Genomic DNA, 23612 nt, shown 5'->3' with positions numbered 1-23612 from the left:
ACCCGCGTGGCCTCCTGATTGCCGGGCAAAACCATAAATCATGCAAAGCCCCGACCCCGTCCCTCCACCCATAGGTTTAGTCGTAAAAAAAGGTTCAAACGCCTTGCTGAGCGTTTCCGATGACATGCCAACCCCGTTGTCGGTTACGCACAACGAAACATACCGACCCTCCGGGAGGTCCTGCACATCGCGTGCGGTTTCGTCGAGCCACGTGTTGGACGTTTTTACTGTTATACGCCCGCCGTCCGGCATTGCATCCCGAGCATTAGCGAACACATTCAGCAGCGCATTTTCAAGCTGTGAAGAGTCCACCAGAACCGCGTACAACTTCGATGCCCTGATGATTTCAAAAGAAATATCCGGGCCCAGCGTATGTTGAATCCGTTCATGCATGTCACTGAGAAGCCGGTTGACGTCTACAGGTCTGGGATCAAGGATTTGCCGTTGTGAGAACGCAAGCAGGCGATGCGTCAATACGGCGGCTTGTTCGGCTGCACGCTGAGCAGATGTCATGTAGCGATCAACGTCGCTTAAACGACCCTGTCGAATTCGAACGTGCATCAATTCCAGCGAGCCAGAGATACCTGCGAGCAGATGGTTGAAATCATGCGCAAGGCCGCCGGCAAGTTGACCGACTGCTTCCATTTCATGCTGCGTAAGCATTTGAAAATCCAGTACGTAGAGGGGTTTTAAATTCGCTTGACGCGTCAGGGTGACCTTTGGCTCTTGCGCCATGACATAAACCGAGTGGGGGTGTTTGCCTACGTAATCTCCTCAACAAACCTTCTTACTGCGTTTACAACTTCCTTGGCACCTTTCTGTATTTCGATAATTTCCTCACCCGCCTGGCTGGCAAGTGCAAAACCTCGTTCGACCTGTTCCTGACTGTTGGTCATCTCTTCGGTGGCCTGGTCAGCCAGTCTTCGGTTTTGAAGCACAACGTTGACGATCTCCTCCGTCGCGCTGCTGGTGTGACTGGCAAGCTGCCGGACTTCGTCGGCCACGACCGCGAAGCCGAGTCCATGCTCGCCAGCACGTGCCGCCTCGATGGCAGCATTGAGCGCTAAAAGATTGGTTTGTGACGCTATGCTGCTGATGGTCTGCACGATTGAGCTGATCAACAGAGATTGTTTGCCGAGCGCGCCAATACTTTTAGTGGCTGATTGCACTTGTTGAGCAATATTGTCCATGGTGTGCACCGTTTGCTGGACCACAGACGCTCCGCGTTCAGCGCTGACATCGGTTTGTCGCGAAATGTTGTAGGCCACCACCGCTGCTTCTCTGACTTCAGTTTCTCTGGCCACCTGACGAGTGACCACGCTGGCAAACTTTACGACTTTGTAAAGACGACCAGCGCTGTCATGCACGGGGTTGTAAGTGGCTTGCAGCCAGATTTCCTTGCCTCGGCTGTCCATCCGCCTGAAGCGCCCCTCGACATATTCACCTTGGTTAAGCTTCTTCCAGAACGCTGTGTACTGGGGGGACTCAGCATCGCCGGCATGACAGAACATCCGGTGGCTACGATTTGCCACTTGCGCGAGGGTGTAGCCCATCGCCTGTAAAAACTGCTGATTGGCGGTGATGACCGTGCCGTCGAGATTAAACTGGATCACCGCCGTCGATCTGAAAAGCGCGTCAATCAATGCCTCGTTTTCAGCAGCGCTCTCAGCACTTTTGGTGACGTCATGGCCATAGCATTGAATGTGAGACAAACCGCCGTTTTCGGCCTGTACCGGGAACCAGAATAGTTTCAAGCATGCGATGGTGTTGTCTGCACGGATGAAGTGATATTCATTTGTCATCGATTCAAAGCGGAGCAGCGTTGTTTTCAGGCCGTGAAACCATGGCATGCCTTTCGAGTCAAACGCAGCGATGCTGGATAGCGGAAAACCCGACAAGCGATCTGGCGTATATCCCAAGGCTTTAGCAAAACCTTGATTAGCGGCAGAAATCGTGAAGTTGCCGTCCACTTGAACCGTCAGCATGTCTTGATCAATCCTGCCAAGCAGTTGATGCAACACGTGCAGTTCTGCCGTGTGCTCACGCAGCTTTCTTTTTACATCATTATTAAACATGATAACGCCCGAGCTATGTTTCGATTGAGTAGATAAAGCCCGACGTTGGGTAATCAGGTCTGTTGTGAGTGAGCAGGATCAGATGCTGCAGTTTCACGCCACGGCAATACGGCAGCCTGGCCATGCGGCAGTTGTGTGGCTTTTTGATCGTTTACCGCTCGTTGGTCAGGGTGAAAACTGCAGATCACTGAGTATCAGTTTGGTAAGTATTCTCAGAGAGCGTTTCAGTCGGGTATTTTTCTTTAAGCTTTGAATCGTCGAAAAGGAAAGAGACAATTTCCTGACCTTCAAAGTAAGCGCAGTCCTTGCCGTTTCTTTTAGCAATGTACATGCTCTTGTCCGCCATGCTCAGTGCTTCAGACATTGTTGATGCCGCCGAAAACCTGACCATTCCCACACTACAGCTGTAGTTATAGGGCGGATCGAAATTTGCTCTTACCGTCTCCAGCAGCCTTAATATGTAGTCACACGCAGTCAGCTCATCGCCCCCCGTGATCAAAACTCCAAACTCCTCCCCGCCAATTCTGCCGGCACAATGGCTGCCGCTGGTTGCTCTAAGGCATGCAGCCATGGAGCACAATATTCTGTCACCTATTTCGTGACCGTGTCTGTCATTGATCAGCTTGAAGTTGTCAATGTCCAGCATGATTAGATAACCAGACTCTCCCCCCTTGATCAAGCTGTCAAAGCTTTCCATGAAGGCGCGACGATTTGGAATAGACGTGAGGTAGTCGGTTTCTGCCAGCTCTCTGAACTTGCTTTCAAGTGACAGCACAGCTCGCAAGGTTTTGATGTATGAGATATTCAGCACACTGCCAATGCACACGGAGGCCACACAAAAAATCCAGACGTAAATCCCTATTTCTCCGTAGACGCCTTCTTGCCAACACAGCCAGGTCAGGAGCCAGACGAAAACTGCCGAAAGTAGGTAGTCTAAAAATTTAACAAATAACAACGCGCTGCTGATCGCCAGCGTTATGGTCAGCGGCAGGGCAAATATATTTATCTCAGGATCGCCGTCCATTAGGTAGAAAAATCCTGTGGCCAATAAAAGCATGTAGGCAATGCCTAGCAAGCGCCAGATGCAAAACACGGTCGTGGTGTGTTGTATCCAGCAAATACAGGCAAGGCTCAGTGTCAGAAAGCAGGTGAATAGATTAATCTTTACGGAAGGGCCAAGCATCAACACCCATAACCAGGCTGCGCCGCCAAGCAACTCAGCCTGCATGACGGCGGGTGAAAGTAACCTTTTAATTCGGGGTCGGAGTTTAAGATCTTTATCCATCTACGTTCTCCAGGAAAGCGCTTGATGCAGGACATGTTAATCTAATTCAGGTTCATGCAATGCAGCCCTACAGCGAAAGAGAGCGACATGAATCGTCTCACCATCGTTTCAAAAGCTGGCAGAACCTCAAGATTGTTTTTAGGGTGCGCTTTAAAATATCCCCTCTCGACACCTTCCTGAACCAGGCGCATCACGTGTGTTTTTGACACCGATAGTTGTTTTCCCAATGTTAGATACGAGGATGATTTAAACCCTGATCCGTCGATATCGCTGCTGCGAGCGTCAAGGTAAATAGCCAGAATCAGCATATGCCCGGCTTCTTTCTTTATCAGCCAGTGGCACTCTGGAAATACGATATCAATGGTCACGTTGTTCTTCTGTAACTCTGAAAAGCCCCTGAAATAAATGGCCAGAAAATCATAGTCATTCAGCGTCGATAACGTATGAACCGAATCGCTGTCAGCGCCCATGTCGGCCAGAGGGTCAATGACGGACGCTATCATTGCCCTGACTTCTTTGCAGGCTTTGTCAGTGGGTTTGAACACGCGAAGGCGTGCATCCAAGGCGTGCGCCGTTACGTCTATAAACCCTAAAACCCTCAATGACAGGAAAATTGACTGAATGCTGTTATGAGAACACAGTTTGCGTTCAGCACAAAAATCTCTAACCTGGGACAGCAGTGGCGTAGTGCTGGTGAAATAATGACTCAGCAGGCTAAATGCAATTAGCAGGCGATTGAATTGCAATGCTCGTTTGTAGAAGAATGGCCGCTTGTTGTAATGTTTCAGTAAGGTTGCGTAGTGTGATTCTATTGATCGTTCAAAATTATGGTGTCGCGCGACTTCATCCGCTGCACGGCACAAAGAGGTTTTTAAAAAAGTACCAGTCATTAAAACAGTTTCCGTAGAGAGTTAGTAGCATCTTGACAGAGTAGCATCGCCTCATGTTACTGCCTCGGTATATAGAACGATAACCAATGATGGCGTTTTGCCTTGGCTGGATCATAGCTATTTTTGATGAAGATTACTCATCCATACCAAATTTGTTCCGCTTTTTGAGAGTGATTTCTTCACAGGTCATAAACTTACATCTCGAAACAATTTATACTCACAAAGTAGGCTGGCGGACGCAGAAAGCGGTAAGCACGACGCATTGCCTGCCATCTCGATGAGGCAGGCCTGAAATCAGCAAGCGGTGGCTCCCCCTTACCGGCCATGCCATGCATCTGGTTTACTGTGCCCACGATAATTACAAAAAATCAGGAGTCATGTATGCAATCGATTCGTCTCGGGCTGGTGGGCTACGGCAAGATTGCCCAGGATCAGCACGTCCCGGCGATCCACGCCAACCCCGCCTTTCAACTGGTGGCCGTGGCGACGCAAGGGCAGCCGTGCGCAGGCGTCGAGAACTTCAAGTCTCTAGGCGAATTGCTCGAAAGCGGGCTGCACGTTGACGCCATTGCGTTCTGCACGCCGCCGCAAGGTCGATTTGCGCTGGTGCAGCAGGCGCTAGCCGCAGGCAAGCATGTGCTGGTGGAAAAGCCACCCTGCGCCACATTGGGCGAAGCAATGGCCTTGGTGCAGCAGACTGCAGAGCAGGGCGTCAGCGGTTTGTTTGCCTGGCACTCGCGTTATGCGCCCGGCATTCAGGCGGCGCGTGACTGGCTGTCCACCCGCACCCTGCAAAGCGTCCAGATTGACTGGAAAGAAGACGTGCGCAAATGGCACCCCGGTCAGGCGTGGATCTGGCAGCCTGGCGGTCTGGGTGTTTTCGATCCAGGCATCAATGCCCTGTCAATCGTCACCCATTTGCTGCCGCGGCCCCTGTTCGTCGAGTCTGCCGAACTGCGCGTGCCCGGCAACTGCCAGTCGCCAATCGCTGCTTTTATCAAGATGTCCGATACGCGCCAACTCGATATCCGCGCCGAGTTCGACTTCGATCACGGTCATGATGAACTCTGGAGTATCGAGATCCGCTGCGCCGAAGGTACTTTGCGACTGGACAACGGCGGCGCACTGTTGAGCATCGATGGCGTGCGTCAGGCAGTGTCGGAGGAGGGCGAATATGCAGCGGTGTATAAACACTTTCAACAGCTGATCAATAGCAACGCCAGCGATCTGGACGTGCAACCACTCAGGCTGGTCGCGGACAGTTTTTTTGTGGGCAGCCGTGCGTCCGTTGAACCGTTCTACGATTGATAGCCTCTCAGGTATAAGCAAAAGCGAGCAGCGTGCTCGCTTTTGCATACGTCAGCCTGATTAGAGAGCAGAAATTGGACATCAAAAAACGTTGGCCTTCCAGTGAGCAGGAGTTGGTAGAAGTCCGACGGTTTAACAAAACCCTCGCCCGGCTGCCGCGTTTCCAGGTTCGCAATCGCCTCACGCCCCGCTTGATTCAGGCGCTGCTGCGGGCGGCTCAGATTGGTCGCGCGTTGAAACCGGTCAAACATGACCTGCGGATTGAAACAACCATCGTCAGCACCGGTAACGTCCCTGTTTCAGTGCGAATCATAAGGCCCAAAGGCAAACCCAAAGGCGTGGTGTTTGATATTCACGGCGGCGGTTGGGTGATCGGCAACGCCCAGATGAACGATGACCTCAATATCGGTATCGTTAACGCGTGCAACGTGGCGGTCGTGTCCGTTGATTACAGATTGGCTTTATCGACCCCCGTCGAAGGGCTGATGGATGACTGCTTTTCTGCCGCATGCTGGCTGCTGGGTAGCGACTGTAAGGAGTTTGCCGGCCTGCCGGTTATTGTCGTCGGTGAGTCCGCGGGCGGGCATCTTGCCGCAGCCACTTTGCTCAAATTGAAAGCCAGGCCCGACTTGCTCAAGCGCGTAGTCGGCACGGTTCTGTATTACGGCGTGTACGACCTGACCGGGACAAAAAGCGTTCGTACCGCAGGCCCGGAAACGCTGGTGCTCGACGGCCCGGGCATGGTCGGCGCAATGCGCTTGCTCGCCCCGGACAGAACCGACGAGAAGCGCCGCGAGCCGCCGTTATCGCCCTTGTATGGCGACCTCACGGATCTGCCGCCCGCCCTGATGTTTGTCGGCGAACTCGACCCGCTGCTGGACGACACGCTGGAAATGGCCGAGCGATGGAAAAACTCGGCAGACGTTGAAATGCATCTTCTGCCCGAGTCTCCACATGGGTTCATCCACTTCCCGACTGCCTTGGCGCGCAAGGTACTTGCGCGCAGCCACGAGTGGATAAACGCGAGGATGGAAGGACGGCCTTAAACGTTCATCAGCCGATATCCGACACCCACTTCGACACCGGATCGCCACTGCTCATGCCGGGCTGCACGAGGCCGTTGATCATGAAGGTCGGCGAGACGTGTATGCCGTTCTGTCGGGCATATTTGGTGTGCCACTTTACGGCGTGCTCAAGTTCGGGATTGGCGAACGCCTCAGCCAGCGCGAGGCCGCTGTAACGCTCGATGCGCGCGATGATGTCGTTGGGCGTTGCATCGAGATTTGGCCCGCCCGCGTGGTGTTCAAACTCGAATTCCTCACGGTGCGATGCAACCGCTGTCATCACCGCTTTGGCGCTTTCCTTGCCGCCTTCCAGTGTCGCCGCGGCCAGAATACAGCGCACGATAACGCCGGAAAACATATGCCAAGGCTGGGATTGCAGACGGATTCTGACCGTGACGTTGTCTTCCCCGGCCTGCGCCAGCAAATCATCAAGCTTGAAGAACGCCTTCACGGAAAAAGGGCAGGTTGGCTCAAGGAAGACTTCGAACAGGCGAGGCCCGTGGCCCCAGGAAAGTGCGTCTGAATGCATGGTCGTGTTTCTCCCGTTGATGAGGATGTGGGATGCGCAGGCTGATTGACGCCAGGCATTGATCATGCGGTTTTGAGAGCTGGTTGGGGCGTGAGTTCGATTTTCAGGCCAGCAGCTGTTTAATTCAGCAACGCGGTAATCCAGCGGATCTGCTGCGCAAGGTCCTGCATTTTCTCTTCAGGCACAGCCTTCCGGGCGCGGGCGAAATTGCTCAGGGCCTTGTGTTTTTTGCCCAGCAGGCGCTGCCACTTGAGCAAAAAAGCCGGGCTGCGCGTCTGCATCTGTATGGGGCCGAAATACAGCTGTTCGGCGGTGTAGATCATCGGGCCGGTCCGCTCGGCGACGATGATTTCGTAGTCGAAGCGGTTCTCTCGCAGCACTTCCTCGTCAAGGATGCGGTAGTTATGTTCCATCAGCCACACGCGCAATGGCTGCTCGCCACCGTTGGGTTGCAGAATCAGCCGCTCCTGACCACTCAACCGCGCCTTGCCGCTTTCAAGAATGTCGCGGATTGTCTCGCCGCCCATGCCGCAAAGACTGATTGCAGTGATCCTGTCAGTCGGTTCTATCGCCGCCAACCCATCGGCCAGACGCACGCTGATCTGCTGATCCAGATCGTTCTCGCGCACGGTACGTTCGGCCGCGTAGAACGGCGTCAACGCTACTTCGCCCGCCACCGCCGCCGAGACGGCGCCACGGTTCAGCAGCGCCACCGGCAGGTAGCCGTGATCCGAGCCGATATCGGCCAGTCGCGCACCGGCGGGCACGTGCGTCGCCACACGCTCAAGGCGCATGGACAATCTCTGTTCGTTCAACGGCAACCCCTTTCAACGCAAGCGTCCGGCAGCGTGGCCGGGTCCGGGCGCGATTCTGTAGAGCAACGCCGCGCATTTCAACTTTCTACGAAAAAGCCTGCGGCTCGACCCGTACCTTTCGCTCGCGTAGGCTTGCCGTTTTCCGTCCCTGGCAAAGCAGAGAGCCCATGGCAAACGCAGACATCACCTTCACCCCCGACCCTGACGCGGACTCTATCTCCTCCGACGTCGCCGACTTCAACGGCTTGCTGGTCAGCACCCAGATCCCGACCCGCGCCGACGGCAGCCTGGAACTGGGCGGCATCACCGAACAAAGCGAATGCACCCTGCGGGCTCTGAAAGACGCATTGGAGCGGGCCGGCAGCTCGATGGATCGAGTCCTGCACCTGACCATCTACCTGACCGACATGGCAGATCGCGCGGCATTCAATGAAGTGTACAAACGCTTCTTCAAAAAACCGTGGCCAGTGCGCGCAGCCTTGGGCGTGGCATCGCTGGCGGTTGAGGGCATGCGCGTTGAAGTCACGGCAATGGCGGCCAAGGCGGGCTGATGCCCGTCGTTTCTGATGAGTGATGCGCTCCCGAGCATAAGGAGATGGAATGCTACAGATACGGGGCAAAGCCTCATCAATCAATGTGCGCAAAGTGCTCTGGGCCTGCACAGAGTTGGACATCCCGTTTGAACGACAGGACTGGGGCTCTGGTTTCAGAGAAACGAACACGCCTGAATTCACGGCACTGAATCCCAATGCGATGGTTCCGGTCATTGAGGACGATGGCTTCGTTCTGTGGGAGTCGAACGCGATCATCAGGTACCTGGCGAACCGCAACAGCGCCCTGCATCTTTACCCCGCAGAGGCGATAGCCCGAGCCCGAGTGGACCAATGGATCGACTGGCAAGCCACTGACCTCAACAAATCCTGGGGTTATGCGTTCATGTCGCTGGTCAGGCAATGCGCCGCCCATCAAGACCCCGACGCGCTGGCTGCCGGATGCCGTCAATGGACCAGGCACATGGCGATCCTGGATCGACAACTCGATGCTACGGGCGCGTACGTCAGCGGCAGCGAGTTTTCGCTGGCAGACATTCCGATAGGCCTCTCAGTGAATCGCTGGTTTGAAACCCCGTTGACCCATTCGGACTTCCCGGCCGTGAATGCCTATTACGAACGACTGAGCGAACGCCCCGGCTACCGCCTGCACGGCCGAAACGGTACACCGTGAGCCCTGCGTCTTGATACACGAGTCTCTATAGCCCCGGAAAATGTGTCTCAGACTACGACAATGATCGTTCCTACGCTCCGCGTGGGAATGCAGTTCGTGACGCTTTGCGTCACACATTGAAGCCCTGACGCCTATTTCACGGCGTATGAGATGAAGGCCCCAGTCAGGCCTTAACCTCGGTTACCTGGCTGTCTGGTCAGGCTGAAGATTTGTGACGCAGAGCGTCACGAACTGCATGCCAACGCAGAGCATTGGCACGATAGTCATTCCAAGACCTGTATAGCGTGGAGCGCTTGAGCCCGGCATCGAATATTGACTCGACCGTGGAACCAGATCTCGTTGCTTGCCACCAAGGCGATATCAGTTCCCGGGGAAGCCTATGATCAACCTCACCCACATTGCGTCTTCATTGGCGCGGGCAGCGCTCAGCGATTCGACAAAGCCGAAGATGGAGCGCGCGATAAACGTCGCGAGCCACATCGCTGGCAAAGTCGCGTTGCAGGTCACCAGCTCATTACTGGAGCAGAAAGGTCTGCTTAACGAGCGTCAGCAGAAAGGGCTCTCGATGATTCTGAAGGCCTTGAGCGGCAAGGAGCCGGTGAACAATGTCGAGACGCACGAAGGGGGAGGCCGATTCAATCTGGCGCGAGCCGCCTTCGACGTGGCCAGCGTTGTCTGGGAGCGCGACAAGTCGATGCATAACGTGATGAGCTTTCTGGGCGTCAGCGACAGCAAGGGCAAGATGTTGTTCTCTCTGGGCAAGAAGCTGGCGGATGCAATGGCCAAGCCTGAGCCTGGCAAGGACAACAGTGAGGCCACAAATGCGCGCCATGCCTATTTCTCCAGCAACTTGAAACTGAACAAGTTGATGAACGACCTCACTGACCAGGTTTTCAACAAGATTCGCCAGTCGAACGGTGATCGCGTGCGACGACCCATGCCAGAACCATTCTGGAGACCTTACGGCGCCCAACAGCAAGCGCGCCCGCAAACGCCTCCCGGCACTCGCCCACAAGCCAACAGCGCCCCGCCACCGCCGCCGAAAGCAGAGCCACGACCTGCGTCGGGCCGGCCTGACGGCGCCCAACAGCAGGCGCGCCCGGAAACGCCGCCTCGTACTCGACCGCAGGCCAATAGCACTCCGCCACCGCCGCCGAAAGCAGAGCCACGACCTGCGTCGGGCCGGCCTGACGGCGCCCAGCAGCAAGCACGCCCGGAAACGCCGCCGCGCACTCGCCCGCAGGCGAACAGCACGCCGCCACCGCCGCCCAAGGCAGAGCCACGACCTGCGTCCGGCCGGCCTGACGGCGCCCAACAGCAAGCACGCCCGGAAACGCCACCTCGCACTCGCCCCCAAGCGAACAGCGCGCCGCCTCCGCCGCCCAAAGCAGAGCCACGACCTGCGTCCGGCCGGCCTGACGGCACCCAACAGCAAGCACGCCCGGAAACGCCACCTCGCACTCGCCCCCAAGCGAACAGCGCGCCGCCTCCGCCGCCCAAAGCAGAACCCAGCGCAGGCGGCGAACGGCCTTCAACGGCGCGGCCCAATAACACATCGGCTGCTGACGCATCTGCCAGGGTGGGCGATTCCGCACCTGCCAAGCCGCCCGTCAAGCCGTTGTACGAGCACTTGGGCCTCACTGACATGTCGGTAGACTTATCCGCCGTTAAAAAGGCTTACAGAGATGCCGCGATGAAGAACCACCCTGATAAAAACCGCGGCAACGAGGCCGAGGCGGCCGAGCGCTTCAAAGTCATTTCAAATGCGTACAAGATTTTGTCCGACCCGGAGTTGCGCAAAGCATACGACAACGGCCGTATCAATGAGGCTGGTAATAGGGCATGAGTAGATGTTCCGGTCTGACTCCACGCTCACGGCGGTGCCGTTGAGCGGTGGGTGCCGCGCGTAAGCAGTCAGGATAACTAAACGCTGCTCTTCGCCGATCACACCGAAAAGTGCGCTTCCACTGCCTCGGAAAAATGCGTGCAGTTTATTCGCGCAAAACGTTGGTAATCGCGCGTCACCGAGAACGCTGAGCCCGGCATCAGCAGGATCCTGTGCTGTTCAAGTTTTGTCATGAAGGGCTGCAGGTCAGTGATGTCCGGGTGATAGGCCCAGATGAACATGCCGCCTTGCGGCGCTATATCAAACTTCCAGCCCCGTGCGAGCAATGAACGCTGAGTCTGTACTTGCTGGCTGATAAGCCTTTGCTGCACATCCTGCATATGCCGTGCGTAAGTACCGTCTGCCAGAATGGTATTGACGAACCGTTCGCAAAACGCTGGAACTGCCACGCAGGTCAACAGCTTCAGGCGTGTAAGCGGTTCTATGAGTTCTTGCGAACAGGCGATGTAGCCAACACGTAGCGAAGCGGAGAGGCATTTGGAAAAACTGCCGATGTAAATCACCCGATCCAGATTGTCCAGTTCAGCAAACGTCTGGCGGACAGTAGGGCTGAAGTCGCCATAGACATCATCCTCGACCACAAAGAACTCGTGCTCTACTGCAAGGCGCAAAACCTTGAAGGCGTTGTGCGGGCTGATGTTACTGCCAGTCGGGTTGTGAAAGGTGCTATTGCAAAAGAACGCTTTGACGGTGTGCTTCGCCAGATAGCTTTCCATCTCGGCAATGTCTGGCCCGTCCTGAGTCCGACGCACGCCGACCACGTGCCCGCCTGCCAACTGGATCAACCTGATCAGGTTTCCATTGCCTGGCTCGTCCACGAATACATGATCGCCCGCCTTGATCAGCAATCGTGCGACCAGATCCAGGCCCTGTGTCGCCCCAAGAGTGCTAAGCACCTGACTCGGGCGAATATCGATACGGGTCAGCCGCTTCATGTGCACACAGAGCTGTTTGCGCATGGGCAGATACCCCGAGATGTCACCGTACTCGGCCAGCGAACTCTGCTCCAGCCGCGCCGTGCGCCGAATGGCCTTGGCCAGCAATTCCGTATCTCGCCATGCCGGTGGCAGCCAGCCACCCCCCAGTTTGGTGTATTGCGGCCCGGCTTGCAGAAGCCTGAACAGCGGGTCCGCACTCATGCACTCTGGTTCGCGCGGGCTTACCGCTTGCGATGCACCGCTGTTTACAAAATAGCCTCGGCCTGGAGAAGCTGATAGCAATCCTTCACTCACCAGACGCGCGTAGGCCGTCACCGCATCGTGATAGCTGGCCTCAGACGTCGAGGCCAGTTTTCTGATTGAAGGCATGCGTTGCCCGGCAAGCCACTCGCCTGATTCAAGGCGCTGCTTCAGTGAGTTATAGAGGGCATTGAGGCTCATGGGGGCTTCGGCAGGCTGATAGAAAAAACACCCTAACAGTTAATCGAAAAGCTTGTCGAGTGTGCGCCTATGGACGTCGGACAGATGCGAACATGCGTCTGTCGGTGCCTAAGCCGAGAGCAGGTGAGGCATCTATCGAAACGACGTTTTTGTCCTGAAAGACCACAGCTCTTTCCCCACCCAGAGCAAGCCCCATGACGAGCACGCTTCCCCGTCGCACTTACCTGTATTTCGCTGCGCAATCCATCAACCTGACCACTGCGGTGATGTCAGTGACAATGGCCGCTATTGTCGGTGCCACGCTCGCACCCGAAGCCAGATTCTCGACCGTTCCGTACGGGTTTCAGTTTTTATTCCTGATGCTGGCTACCTATCCTGTCTCAAGAATGATGAGCCGCATCGGCCGAAAAAATGCTTTCATGCTTGGCGCCATCCCGCTGGTGATATCTGGCCTGAGCGGCTTTTGGGCCGTTGAATATCAGCATTTCCCACTGCTGGTTTTCAGCCATGCAGCGTTGGGGGGTTATATTGCGTTTGCCAACTTCAACCGATTTGCTGCAACCGACAATCTGGATCAAACGTTAAAGCCCAAAGCGATCTCGCTGGTCGTCGCCGGCGGAGTCATCGCTGCCGTCGTCGGGCCAACACTTACAGAGTTGCTCCGGGACTTGCACGGCTATTCCTTATTTTCGATGTGCTATGCATCGTTCATCGGCCTGGCGGCGCTATCGCTGTTAATCGCTGCTTTGCTGCCTGACGACTCGGTGAAACCCGCAACTTTCAGCGCAAACGAAAAGCCTGCCAACGCACGCCATAATCCGACCACTTCAACGGTCATGATCGCCCTGTCGGTCGCCGCAGTAGGTTACGGAGTCATGAACCTGCTGATGATTCAGGCTTCGATGCACATGAAGCATATGCATCAGGATTTCTCGGACGTCCGTCTTGCGATTCAGTGGCATGTGATTGCCATGTTTGCGCCGTCTTTTTTCACCGGAGCGATCATTCAGAAACTCGGGACCAAAGCCACAATCTGCTTGGGCCTGATCATGCTGATCGGTTGTGCGGCCGTCAATATGGGGTCAAGCAGTTACGGGGTAATGACCTTTTCGCTGATTATTCTGGGGCTGGGCTGGAACCTGACCTATGTCGGAGGCGGCGCACTGCTGGCACAGACGCTACAAAACAGTCCTGAGGCCATGAACATGCAGGGCAAAAACGATCTAGCCATCGCCATTTTTGCAACGATAGGTGCGTTCAGCCCCGCGCTATTGCTCAGCACAGTAGGTTGGGGCGGCACCAACGCAATTTGTATGGCGCTGTGCAGCGTGTTGTTAGTGGCTACCGCCCTCAAGCTAAAACATGCCGCCTGATTCCGCACTCCCGCGCCGGTATACTCCCCCGCATCTCTCCGGGAGCCCCCATGATTTCGTTACCCATCGATGCCGTCCTGCCAGCCCTGCGCCAGGCCCTGACCACACGCCACGAAGCCGTGCTCGAAGCCCCTCCCGGTGCAGGCAAGACCACGCGTGTGCCGCTCGCGCTGCTTGAGGAAACATGGCTGGCCGGGCAGACCATTCTGATGCTGGAGCCGCGCCGTCTTGCTGCGCGTGCGGCGGCGGAACGGTTGGCCAGTGAGCTGGGCGAGAAAGTGGGCGAAACTGTGGGTTATCGCATTCGTCTGGAAAGCTGCGTCGGCCCGAAGACGCGTATTGAAGTGGTCACCGAGGGGATTCTTACGCGTTGCTTGCAGGACGACCCGGCACTGGAAGGCGTCGGGCTGTTGATTTTCGATGAGTTTCACGTTTTGCCATTTGCACCGAAATAACCCTGAATCTTGTCAAACCCTAGGGCATTCTCCTGGCCCCATCGAACTCCTCCGAGCATCCCCTTGCCTCTTCGCCCTAAGTCATCTCAGTGACAAAAAATCTCTTCCACGCGGAGCGCCAAAGCCACGAGATAAATGCATCCGCCCCATGTGCGTCCCATCCTGTCCATTGCCCAAGCCGCGTGGCCGTCCAGACGAGGGGGCGGTAAAAGCACCGACTGCGGTGTATGAGTCACACCTCTCGTGATGACCTGATAGCAGAGCTCTCGAAGGGGTATGCAGGCGGGCGACGAGATTCTATGTCGGCACCTCGGCAGGGGAGAGCTTGCGATTCTGGCTATCAGCAAAGCAAGAGAGCCCTTCATCCGCTCCAACGCAGGTCGTAGGTAATCAGTAGGTCAAACTCCTCGCCATTCTTGCGATGGCCTCCTGTACCCACTGCTCTGACATGGCGCGCGTCGCAGGAATAAAAAGGTGTGATTCACTAACCATTTTTTCTCGCTGCATTGGCATTGAGTAGCTGGTGGGTGCAGTTACAGGTGGTTCTTCCACCTTCGCCATACCAAGGTTTTTAAGCGTGATGCGATACCAGCCGCTGCCGAATGCGGCCACCTCAAAGCAGGACAAAAGTAGTTTAGAAAGATGGCTTGGAGACACGAAGTAGAGGCCAACTGAGCGACCCTCCACAGGCACACTCGCATCAGCTTCTATCAGGACTAGTCCGTCGTCGAAAACCTGCCAAGTTGTATCCCCTGACTTCAAGCCTGTGAACGCCTTGTCATCCCAATCTTCATAACCTTGCTTGAGTTTCGCGAGGCCCAACTTATGAAAGTTTTGAAAAACGTCATCGCGCCGTTGCGACGCCACGTGTACAGCATGTTGTTCTGTCGGTTGTGGCAGAAACGCAAATTCAAAGCGCGGCGCGTAAGAGTGAGTCCCGTACGAACGAGAGCTGGATGCCTCTGTGATACGCTCGTGGAACGCTCTCTCGGAAAGCGAACTCTTGGATTTCTCCATTCTGCTGAGGCCTTGGATTATCGCTCTCAGCAGCTCCTGAGGCTCTGAAAATGAGGCTCGGAAGTACCCCTGCTTATAGTCAGAAACCTCGTCGACAAACACTGCCTGCTTCTCATCAAAATCGGTCTGCTGAACGAATACCAAGATTGGTTTTCGCTTGCTAACTGCCTGGCGGAATTCTTGTTGGGTAACTGAGAGGCCCGGCTCAGACTCATAGCCATAGTTAGCCCCCAAAATTAGGATATAGACGTCGCACTGATCAACTTCTGTCAGGCATGCATGCTCTGAGGAGTAGGCGCGAGCTCCAAAATGCTCGCTCATGATCGGTCTCATATCCAATGTTTCCACAGCGTCCTTGGCAGCATCCCTGAAGTCCTTGAATCCTTTAATCACCGAGCTTATGAATACCTTCATTTATCCCTCCCAAGACGCTCGTGTGTGTTCCGGTTGGACTCCCGCTTCCTGGGATGGTTTCAGCTTGGTATGGCATGCAGCATACAGTTGCAAGCGCCTGAAAAATCCAGATGTTTTATTGATTCCGTCGCGGTAGGTATTTATAGAATTGAACCAAGTTTGCAAGAGTTGAGCATGATGGTTATAGGGGCTGAGGAGTGACGGGCACCTATCGCGCAACCTTGAGGCGTTCGCCATGGTCATTCCTGCTCGGGGACGTCAGTCACTTTCATTGTTTTGATCATTCTCAGCAGTAGGAAATCGTCAGGGGCAGTCATGATGAGCTCACCGTCCGCAGCGACGTTGACTTCGCACAGGCGAGGGTGGCTCAGCAGTCCCGATGGCAGGGGATGCCGAGCGAAGGGATTGTGGAGCACATACAGCCCATCCATCAGGTGCTCGCTGTAGTCCTTCTTCATCGCTGAACGCATGATCGGTAACAGGTTGCCCGGATTGGGGTAAAGCGTGCAGTACGCAGAGAGTGCATCAGGATTGTCAGCCAACGCCCTCAATTTTCCCCAGGTCGCGAGACTGCTGTAGACGACAGCGGAAACGTCCGCATAAGTGTCATCGCAAAATAATCCCACTTCGATGTTGGTTTTGGCATTTTTTGGGGCTGCTGTGACGTTGTAAGACGCAACGTGAGTATCCCCCGGCCTAGTCGCGGCTTCATCATGATAGAGCCCGTAAAGCGCAGCCATGATCGGGCGCCCAGCTGCAAAATGCGCGTGCGGCCTGTCGAATGATGCGATACCGATGACGAAGGGCTTGTCTTGAACGTGCCCCAGTTTTGAGTAGCTGTTCCTGTATTTTCTGACTTTCGCATCGAAGCTGTTGCAGATTCGCAAGGTGGACTCGATGTTGAAGTCGGTGAAGTCCTTAGGGGGATGGGCCATAGAGAAGCCGTAAGCTGGCTGCCCGCCAGCCGGGGGATTTGCGATTGTCGCTTCCAGGCAAAATGGGACTTCACCCTCGACGACAAAATCAGGCGCATGGTGACGAGGATCAGTCGGCAGCCCCCATTCCTTCAGCGCTGCGAACAGGTACAGCTCCCAAAACGATGATTCAAAGGTGGTTTGAAGCTCCTTTACGAACTTCCTATCACGATCTTCGAAGCCTTCGGCCCATTGAGATAGCACTGCGCGTTCAGGGCCATAGATTTCCTCAGACATCATTTTGAAGATCGGATGCTGCGCGGCGGTGGCGACCTGAGGGGAAAATAGATCAAGGGGCATACGCGGAGCTCTCCGTAACGACAATTTCAAGATTGAGTGCGCAGCAGTGTAGCTAAAGGCTATTTGAGGTTGTTCGAGACGGGATCGAGGCTGCAAGCACAGTACCTACACGGAACCTTCGCTCTCGCTGATGTTGCACGCGCTTCGACCCCGGACATATCCTAGCTCGATGTCCGGCATCAAGCGTGGAGCGCAGCCATGGAAGACAGAGAGCAATGGTTTACGTTGTTGGCGCAGAAGGACTGGGAGGCGATTGGCAAAATCATCTATCAGAAGAAGAAAGCCAAGGTGCAGGATCCCTTTTTGACACAAATGACCGGCTTCTTTGAGTCGGAATTCTTCACTTTCGCTGAGCCACTGCCACCTGCTGAGCGCTCCAGGCAATTCGAATACACCAATCTGATTATTGAGCTGAACCAGCATGGCTTCAGCCAGGGCTTTGTGGATCGCTTCGTTGATGAACGACTGAAGCTGATGCAAGAGACCAAGCACACAGCCCTGCTCAACTATGCTCAAACGCACCAGCACCGCCCGCTGGCCAAAGAAATTATCCAGTCTTTCCTTCGGGCCAAGCCGGAAGCGGTCTCAGCGAGCCTACGGACGAATATGACCGTCCGTGCAACGGAAGTGACACCGGGAGAGCCCAAGACCATCCGCCTGTTTAAGTCCAAGCAGGAAGAGAATTTCTATGAGGCGGTGCGGCGGGTCTTCCCGACGTTCCACCCATACCCCAATGTTGCCTTAAGCTGCGTTTTGGATTATCAGGCCATCAAGGATCAGTTGTCGGAGAAGGCCCGGTCATACTTCTTCCGGGGAATAGTCGACAGCGTCGTGTTCGACGTGGGCAGTGGCTATGTGCCGAAGTACTTTATTGAGCTGGACAGCAGCTTCCACGATGATCCCCAGGCGCAAGCGAATGACCTGTTGAAGGACGCCATTTTCCGCGCAGCCAACACCAAGCTGATACGCATTCGGCCTCTGGACGCCAAGGCCTCCTCGGTGGAGGAATTTGAGCGGCTGGTGCGAGAGCTGATGCGTCAACTCTGACTGCCTTGCATTAGGCTTCACCTGCCCGCCGCTTCTTGAATTGTTCAAAACGATCCCGGTACGAGAACAGGTAGTCGAGAATGGCGTTCGTGAATTCAATGGTGTCTCTCGCGTCTGGTTGGGCGATGGAACCCCCCACACCATGGGCAGCTTCATTGCCAACAATCCGCAGAGCATCAGACCACTCAAACAGACGCTCGTCGATGAGACCAGCCTCCTTCATCTTCTTCAAGGAAAGGCTGAGGTTTCGTTCCGTAACGCCATGCTCTGTGCATACTCCTTCAATGGTCTTGCGACACATAATTGCGGATGCTGTGTAGGCTTGAGACCGATAACATGCGCAAGCTTCCTCAAAGGCAGCGCGAATATCCCTAGGGGCATTTGGGTTAACTCGCACATCGGTTTGGGGGAAGACAACGAATGGGGTATCCCATTTATCGCCTTCTGCCATGTTTCCGATATTTGTTTGTCGCACCAGTATGGGAGATCTGCAAGCCGTGCATGAAAGCAGCGTGTAGCGGCAAGAGGGTTCTTTGCCCTCAAATCCACGCCAGTATCCACCGGTCTCTTCTGCCTCGACGTATTGCCGACATTCTGCGCACTGGATGATCATTTCTTTTGGCTACGTCCTTTCAAATCAGAGTAAGCGAATCAAATCAGCTGCCAAGCTTAGTCACTTTATCTAATCGGGCAATTTCGACGGCGATTTAGCCTGCCTTGAAACCATTAAAAAAACGGGGCTCCCATCGATATTTCGAGCACAGAGTTACTCCTTCAAATCCTGTCAGCGATGACTTTGACTTTGACTTTGACTTTGACTTTGACTTGCACGTAGCCATCGATTATCCCGATAAACGGTATATCACAGCGCCCTCCATTCTACCTTGATCGCAGCGGCCCCTTTCCTCAGCCTCATCTCCCAGCGCTATTTCAGCTTCTCCACACCAACTGCCTTGCAATAACGCACACCGATCTAGGGCAAATCTCCGGCCAGGTACGACATCCGACTCAACAGACCCTTTTTCAATATTGGCTAAAACCCAGTCAACAATCCTATCCCTGCAGCCCGTGAGCAGATAAAATCACGCTCCAATGCGTCGCGGCGGTACGCGGGGCTGGTAGGTGTCACCGCCACTGTAAAAATGACCCCCTAACGCCAACCTAGAATTGACCCCCCTGGGTAAAACTGGCGGCTTTGAGCTGCCAATATGTTGACCCAGGAGCAGTCTGTGGAAATTAAAGTGTTGGCCCGTCAGGGCCATGGCATCAAATTCATCGCCCGTGAGCTGGGTATTTCGCGTAACACCGTGCGCAAGTACCTGCGAAAGGCCCGGTCGCTACCCAGTGACAAGGTGAGACCCGCACGTCCGTGCAAAATCGACCCCTTCAAGGACTACCTGCACGAGCGTATTGAGGCGGCGCGCCCACACTGGATTCCGGCGACCGTCCTGCTGCGTGAGATCACGGCATTGGGGTACAGCGGCGGCGTCAGTCGTCTGAAGGCTTATATTCGCCCCTTCAAACGTAAGGCAGAAGAGCCGGTGGTACGTTTCGAGACACTGCCCGGCAAGCAGATACAGGTGGACTTCACCACCATTCGACGAGGCCGTCAGCCGCTTAAGGCGTTCGTGGCGACACTTGGTTTTAGTCGAGCAAGCTTTGTCCGTTTCTCCGAGCGAGAGGACAGCGAAGCCTGGCTGACAGGGCTTCGGGAGGCGTTCGCTTACTTTGGCGGCGTGCCCGAGCAGGCATTGTTTGATAACGCCGGAACCATCATCACCGAGCGAGATGCTTTTGGGGAGGGCCAGCACCGTTGGCATCCCCGATTGGCTGCGCTGGCCGATGAGTTTGGTTTTATTCCCAAGGTCTGCCGCCCTTACCGTGCCCAGACCAAGGGCAAGGTTGAGCGCTTCAACGGGTATCTGAAGGGCAGTTTCATTACCCCGTTGGCCGCTACGCTCAAGAGTGCGGGTCTGACGCTGGATGTGGTGACGGCCAACGCACATATCGGCCAATGGCTCGACGAAGTCGCTCATCAGCGGATTCACGGCACGACGGGTGTTCAACCGGCGGTACGTCTGGCCCAAGAGCAGCAGGTACTATTACCACTGCCAACACAGAGCCTGCGCCCACAACCCGCCCAAGGCCTACGCCTGGGACGGGTCCTGCCGTACGAGAGCTTGCAGCATCCGCTGTCGGTTTATGAGCAACTGCTGGAGGTGAGAGCATGAACCTTCAACATGCTCGCCTGACAGAACTATGCAAGGGGCTAAAGCTTGAGCGCGTCGGGGTGGACTGGCCGCACCTGGCCCAACAAGCAGCAAGCGGCGAAGACAGCTTTGCCGACTTCCTCGAAAAGCTGCTGGCTGCCGAGACCGATGCCCGAAGTGAACGCTCTCGACAGGCCCTGCTGAAAACTGCCGCGCTGCCCGCTGTGAAAACGCTGGAGCAATACGACTTCGCGTTTGCCACCGGCGTCCCCCGGGCACAGCTCCAGGAGCTGGCAGCACTGAGTTTTGTTGGACGTGCCGAGAACATCGTGTTCCTGGGGCCTAGTGGTGTAGGCAAGAGCCACCTGGCTATCGCCCTGGCCTACCGGGCAGTGATGGCCGGTATCAAAACCCGCTTCGTCACGGCGGCTGACTTGATGCTGCAACTGACCGCTGCGCACCGCCAGGAACGGCTCAAGGAATACTTCAGTCGTGTGGTGATGGCCCCTGGGTTGTTGGTCATCGATGAAATCGGCTACCTGCCGTTTGGTCGTGATGAAGCCAACCTGTTCTTCAATGTTGTCGCCAAGCGCTACGAGCAAGGCAGCCTGATCCTCACGAGTAACTTGCCGTTTACCCAGTGGGCCGGAACCTTTGCGGATGATCAAACACTGACAGCGGCCATGCTGGACAGGCTGTTACATCATGCCCATATCGTGCAGATGACAGGTGAAAGCTATCGACTCAAGGACAAGCGCAAAGCAGGAACCAAATCTTCTCGGGCCGAACCGGCTCGAAAATATGAACCCGAGGGGGGTCAAAACTAAGTTGGCGATTTAGCACGGAAGGGGGTCACTTTTTAGTTGGCGTTGACAGGTAGGTAGCTGTTTGGGCCTCAGAGTAGGGCAGTAGCTTTGCCCTGCCATGACATCAGCCACGCAGCGCGCAAACCATAAACGAGGTAAGTTGCCTACGCGGCGATGCCTCACTCACGCTCACTACCTAGTATTTGCTCATTAGCCACGGATTGACTGATTTATGTCGTCGAATGAAATGGACAGTGCTGAACAGCGCCCCAAAGGCCAGGCTGGAAACTCGTCAGCACGAGACAAACACGCCGCCGATGAGAACTGCTCTTCGTCCGGCGACGTGGCAGTGAACGACAGTGCTCCAGTTGTTGAAAAAACCAAGTCACAGTTCTTCGAAGACGATGGTCGTGAAGCGCTGACAGACGTGCGGATAAATGCGCCCGATTATAAAGTCGAAGGCGATCAAAAAACTTTTTATCGTAAGCTGCTAACGCGAGTTAGTGCAAAAAATATCACTTTCAAAAACGTCTCATTTTTTCAGACAATTTTTGATGCTTGTTACTTTAATCATTGCGTTTTTGATTCCTGTACGTTTATTGGTTGCAAGTTTGTCGGTTGCAATTTTAATCAAACGTCATTTCCTGGCTCAAACTTTGACTATGCCATATTCGAGCGTACTCAGGTGGATGACGATATTTTTAAGGCTGCCCCAGAACGCAGTAATATAAAGCTAAAGTTTGCGCGAACATTAAGAATGAATTATCAGCAAGTGGGTGATGCCAAAGCTGTTAATCGTGCGATTGTACTGGAGCTTGAGGCTACTGACGTCTTCCTGAAAGAGTCGTGGAGCAGCGATAGTTCTTACTATCGTGAAAAATATGCAGGCTTTGCCCGTATTGCTCAGCTTTTGAAATGGGCTGACTTTAAGGTGTTGGACTTCATATGGGGCAATGGTGAGAGCATCGCCAAACTTCTGAGGTCAATAATTTTGGTGATCTTGGTAGTTGGTTTTGTAAACATGTACTATATGAAAGAGCCGAGGCTGTTTGCGGAGTTCTTGCACAGCCTCTACACCGCTCCTGCAATGTTTTTGGGTGTGATGCCATTGCCTGCTGAGGTACCATCGCTTCTATCTTCTGGAATTGCGGCACTTCGCCTGGTTGGGTTCGCTTTTTTGACTGCCATATTGGTCAAGCGGTTCGGGAGGCGATGATGCATATTTACGCTTTCGGGTCGGTGTGTCGTGGTGAGATCGATCTGGGGTCTGATGTCGATATGCTTGCGTGCGTGGATGAAGACGAGCTGACTGTAGATAGTCAACAGTTTTCAGTTTACACCTATGACAAGCTCCGTGACCTCTGGGATGTGGGTAATCCCTTTGTCTGGCACCTGCACCTTGAGTCTAAACTAGTCTTTAGCTCAGATGGTAAGAACTACCTAGCAGAGCTCGGCGCGCCCGCGAGCTATAGCGAGATCAAAGCTGATCTGGCAAAGTTCACCGAGCTTTTTGAAGGCGCTAGCTCAGCACTGGTTAATGAAGAGACGAATTCTGTATTCAATGTTTCCTGTATATTTCTTGCCGTGCGCAATGCTGCAATGTGCTACTCGATATATTCGGGGAGGGCTGAGTTTTCTCGTTACTCTGCATTAAATATAGAGCCTGCCTTGCCAGTGTCTAATGATGTTTACAAGGTTTTGGTTAGAGCGCGGTTGTTGTCGTCTCGCGGCTATGGCACTCTAATCTCTAAACAGGAGATCGCTACGGTGGTTAGCGCCGTTGAAGTGATCCGGGCGTGGCTGGGTCACCTGGAGGAAAGCACGAATGAAGCGTGAGTTTAACAATCGCATCGATGCGCAGAGAAATGTTCTCAATATCGTTAATAAGCTTGGGTGGCGGGAGGAGCTCTTTGGGCTCTCAGCAGGTGCCATTGCGCGCTGGGTTGAGGCGAATCAGATTCCGGCTGGCGACCAGCTCCATGCAATGGTGACCCAGGCCGCAGAGAAGCTGTTCTTCTTGGCAAACAAGAGCCAGGAGCAGATCACGGGTGAGTATCGTGCGCTTTCGATCGAGGTAGCGGATCTGGTGCTTCGTATCCGATCCACGAACCCCACATTTCAAGCCACTGGCTGACGCCTGATGCTGTGCTCCCGTTTTCTTTCAGGAGCCAGCACCATGATGCGACCCGACGCCAAAGTCGAGAAAGTCTACCTCTATCCCAAACCCGTGGATTTCAGAAAATCCATCGATGGCTTAGCTGCTTTGGTCGAGTTGGATATTAAAGTGGCGGTCTTTGATCCGGTGCTCTTTGTCTTTCTCAACAAATCCCGGAATCGAGTGAAGATTTTGTATTGGGAGCGTAACGGCTTCTGCCTTTGGCTCAAGCGTCTCGAGTCCGAGCGTTTCAAAATCTCGCCAGATGATGTCGACGAAGCCATTGTGCTGACGGTTCAGGAATTGAATTGGCTGCTGGATGGATTTGATCTGTGGCGCAACCGTCCTCATAAGATTTTGACTCCAAGGTTTGTTGCCTGACGGGT

General features: G+C 54.7%; 22 protein-coding genes and 2 pseudogenes. 14 read left to right on the top strand and 10 right to left on the bottom strand.

The features are described from left to right. Positions 1-9: 9 nt before the first annotated feature. From PSPTO_RS24765 to PSPTO_RS24750, 4 genes and pseudogenes are all read right to left on the bottom strand, one after another. A pseudogene (locus tag PSPTO_RS24765) lies at positions 10-648 on the bottom strand (ATP-binding protein); the annotation flags it as partial. A 113-nt stretch (positions 649-761) separates the two neighbouring features. After that, positions 762-2075 carry a methyl-accepting chemotaxis protein gene (locus PSPTO_RS30565; protein ID WP_007243826.1) on the bottom strand — a complete coding sequence of 438 codons (1314 nt, stop codon included), beginning with the start codon at positions 2073-2075 and terminating at the stop codon, positions 762-764. A 184-nt stretch (positions 2076-2259) separates the two neighbouring features. Then, on the bottom strand, positions 2260-3360 hold the full coding sequence (locus PSPTO_RS24755; protein ID WP_011105177.1) for a GGDEF domain-containing protein: 1101 nt from the start codon (positions 3358-3360) through the stop codon (positions 2260-2262). A gap of 41 nt (positions 3361-3401) precedes the next feature. Continuing rightward, entirely contained in the window at positions 3402-4250 is an 849-nt protein-coding gene (locus PSPTO_RS24750; RefSeq protein ID WP_011105176.1) for a hypothetical protein, read from the bottom strand. 381 nt (positions 4251-4631) lie between these two features. On the opposite strand from PSPTO_RS24750, the gene PSPTO_RS24745 reads away from it, so the two are divergent. Both PSPTO_RS24745 and PSPTO_RS24740 read left to right on the top strand, forming a co-directional pair. After that, the gene (locus tag PSPTO_RS24745) at positions 4632-5558 is read left to right on the top strand and encodes a Gfo/Idh/MocA family protein (protein ID WP_011105175.1); all 927 of its coding nucleotides are present in this window, start codon (positions 4632-4634) and stop codon (positions 5556-5558) included. Between the two features lie 74 nt (positions 5559-5632). Continuing rightward, the gene (locus PSPTO_RS24740) at positions 5633-6604 is read left to right on the top strand and encodes an alpha/beta hydrolase (RefSeq protein ID WP_046463556.1); all 972 of its coding nucleotides are present in this window, start codon (positions 5633-5635) and stop codon (positions 6602-6604) included. A gap of 7 nt (positions 6605-6611) precedes the next feature. Here PSPTO_RS24740 and PSPTO_RS24735 read toward each other — a convergent pair whose 3' ends face one another. Together PSPTO_RS24735 and PSPTO_RS24730 are read right to left on the bottom strand one after the other, a co-directional pair. Further along, complete coding sequence (locus PSPTO_RS24735; protein WP_011105173.1) at positions 6612-7151, bottom strand: DsbA family protein; 540 nt, start codon at positions 7149-7151, stop codon at positions 6612-6614. Positions 7152-7270: 119 nt separating this feature from the next. Further along, positions 7271-7966 carry a tRNA (adenine(22)-N(1))-methyltransferase gene (locus PSPTO_RS24730; protein WP_011105172.1) on the bottom strand — a complete coding sequence of 232 codons (696 nt, stop codon included), beginning with the start codon at positions 7964-7966 and terminating at the stop codon, positions 7271-7273. 167 nt (positions 7967-8133) lie between these two features. On the opposite strand from PSPTO_RS24730, the gene PSPTO_RS24725 reads away from it, so the two are divergent. From PSPTO_RS24725 to PSPTO_RS24715, 3 genes are all read left to right on the top strand, one after another. Continuing rightward, entirely contained in the window at positions 8134-8517 is a 384-nt protein-coding gene (locus tag PSPTO_RS24725) for a RidA family protein (protein ID WP_011105171.1), read from the top strand. Between the two features lie 49 nt (positions 8518-8566). Beyond that, positions 8567-9190: a glutathione S-transferase family protein gene (locus PSPTO_RS24720; RefSeq protein ID WP_011105170.1), complete on the top strand. Its 624-nt coding sequence runs from the start codon at positions 8567-8569 to the stop codon at positions 9188-9190. A 379-nt stretch (positions 9191-9569) separates the two neighbouring features. After that, a complete protein-coding gene (locus PSPTO_RS24715) occupies positions 9570-11036 on the top strand; it encodes a J domain-containing protein (protein WP_005763320.1) in 1467 nt (488 codons plus the stop codon). A gap of 98 nt (positions 11037-11134) precedes the next feature. Here the strand turns inward: PSPTO_RS24715 and PSPTO_RS24710 are convergent, their stop codons facing one another. Further along, a complete protein-coding gene (locus PSPTO_RS24710; protein ID WP_005763322.1) occupies positions 11135-12475 on the bottom strand; it encodes a PLP-dependent aminotransferase family protein in 1341 nt (446 codons plus the stop codon). Positions 12476-12669: 194 nt separating this feature from the next. Here PSPTO_RS24710 and PSPTO_RS24705 point away from each other — a divergent pair, with 194 nt between their 5' ends. Further along, positions 12670-13848 carry an MFS transporter gene (locus PSPTO_RS24705; protein ID WP_011105169.1) on the top strand — a complete coding sequence of 393 codons (1179 nt, stop codon included), beginning with the start codon at positions 12670-12672 and terminating at the stop codon, positions 13846-13848. 50 nt (positions 13849-13898) lie between these two features. Next, a pseudogene (locus tag PSPTO_RS24700) lies at positions 13899-14279 on the top strand (DEAD/DEAH box helicase); the annotation flags it as partial. A 414-nt stretch (positions 14280-14693) separates the two neighbouring features. On the opposite strand, the gene PSPTO_RS24695 reads toward PSPTO_RS24700, so the two are convergent. Together PSPTO_RS24695 and PSPTO_RS24690 are read right to left on the bottom strand one after the other, a co-directional pair. Further along, entirely contained in the window at positions 14694-15734 is a 1041-nt protein-coding gene (locus tag PSPTO_RS24695; protein WP_011105167.1) for a DUF4062 domain-containing protein, read from the bottom strand. Between the two features lie 239 nt (positions 15735-15973). Next, on the bottom strand, positions 15974-17008 hold the full coding sequence (locus tag PSPTO_RS24690) for a hypothetical protein (protein ID WP_046463555.1): 1035 nt from the start codon (positions 17006-17008) through the stop codon (positions 15974-15976). A gap of 198 nt (positions 17009-17206) precedes the next feature. Here PSPTO_RS24690 and PSPTO_RS24685 point away from each other — a divergent pair, with 198 nt between their 5' ends. Beyond that, positions 17207-18055: a DUF2726 domain-containing protein gene (locus tag PSPTO_RS24685; RefSeq protein WP_011105165.1), complete on the top strand. Its 849-nt coding sequence runs from the start codon at positions 17207-17209 to the stop codon at positions 18053-18055. A gap of 10 nt (positions 18056-18065) precedes the next feature. Here PSPTO_RS24685 and PSPTO_RS24680 read toward each other — a convergent pair whose 3' ends face one another. Then, a complete protein-coding gene (locus tag PSPTO_RS24680) occupies positions 18066-18668 on the bottom strand; it encodes a DUF4145 domain-containing protein (protein WP_226992662.1) in 603 nt (200 codons plus the stop codon). A gap of 595 nt (positions 18669-19263) precedes the next feature. Here PSPTO_RS24680 and istA point away from each other — a divergent pair. The 6 genes from istA (at position 19264) to tnpB (ending at position 23607) form a co-directional block, all read left to right on the top strand. Further along, a complete protein-coding gene (gene istA / locus PSPTO_RS24675; protein WP_002551322.1) occupies positions 19264-20286 on the top strand; it encodes an IS21-like element ISPsy4 family transposase in 1023 nt (340 codons plus the stop codon). Continuing rightward, the gene (gene istB / locus PSPTO_RS24670; RefSeq protein ID WP_005741073.1) at positions 20283-21092 is read left to right on the top strand and encodes an IS21-like element ISPsy4 family helper ATPase IstB; all 810 of its coding nucleotides are present in this window, start codon (positions 20283-20285) and stop codon (positions 21090-21092) included. Before istA ends, istB begins: the two co-directional genes overlap by 4 nt. A 211-nt stretch (positions 21093-21303) precedes the next feature. Then, a complete protein-coding gene (locus PSPTO_RS24665; RefSeq protein ID WP_011105164.1) occupies positions 21304-22287 on the top strand; it encodes a pentapeptide repeat-containing protein in 984 nt (327 codons plus the stop codon). Next, positions 22287-22907 carry a nucleotidyltransferase domain-containing protein gene (locus PSPTO_RS24660; protein WP_046463621.1) on the top strand — a complete coding sequence of 207 codons (621 nt, stop codon included), beginning with the start codon at positions 22287-22289 and terminating at the stop codon, positions 22905-22907. Before PSPTO_RS24665 ends, PSPTO_RS24660 begins: the two co-directional genes overlap by 1 nt. After that, positions 22897-23205, top strand: coding sequence for a hypothetical protein (locus tag PSPTO_RS24655; RefSeq protein WP_011105163.1), 309 nt, complete (start codon positions 22897-22899; stop codon positions 23203-23205). Before PSPTO_RS24660 ends, PSPTO_RS24655 begins: the two co-directional genes overlap by 11 nt. 42 nt (positions 23206-23247) lie before the next feature. Then, a complete protein-coding gene (gene tnpB, locus PSPTO_RS24650) occupies positions 23248-23607 on the top strand; it encodes an IS66 family insertion sequence element accessory protein TnpB (protein WP_003409203.1) in 360 nt (119 codons plus the stop codon). The last annotated feature ends 5 nt before the right edge of the window (positions 23608-23612 follow it).

Origin of the sequence: Pseudomonas syringae pv. tomato str. DC3000 (assembly GCF_000007805.1) — a bacterium.
Classification (GTDB): domain Bacteria; phylum Pseudomonadota; class Gammaproteobacteria; order Pseudomonadales; family Pseudomonadaceae; genus Aquipseudomonas; species Aquipseudomonas avellanae.
Note: the sequence above shows the minus strand (reverse complement) of the source record. Positions and strands in the feature narration are given on the sequence as shown.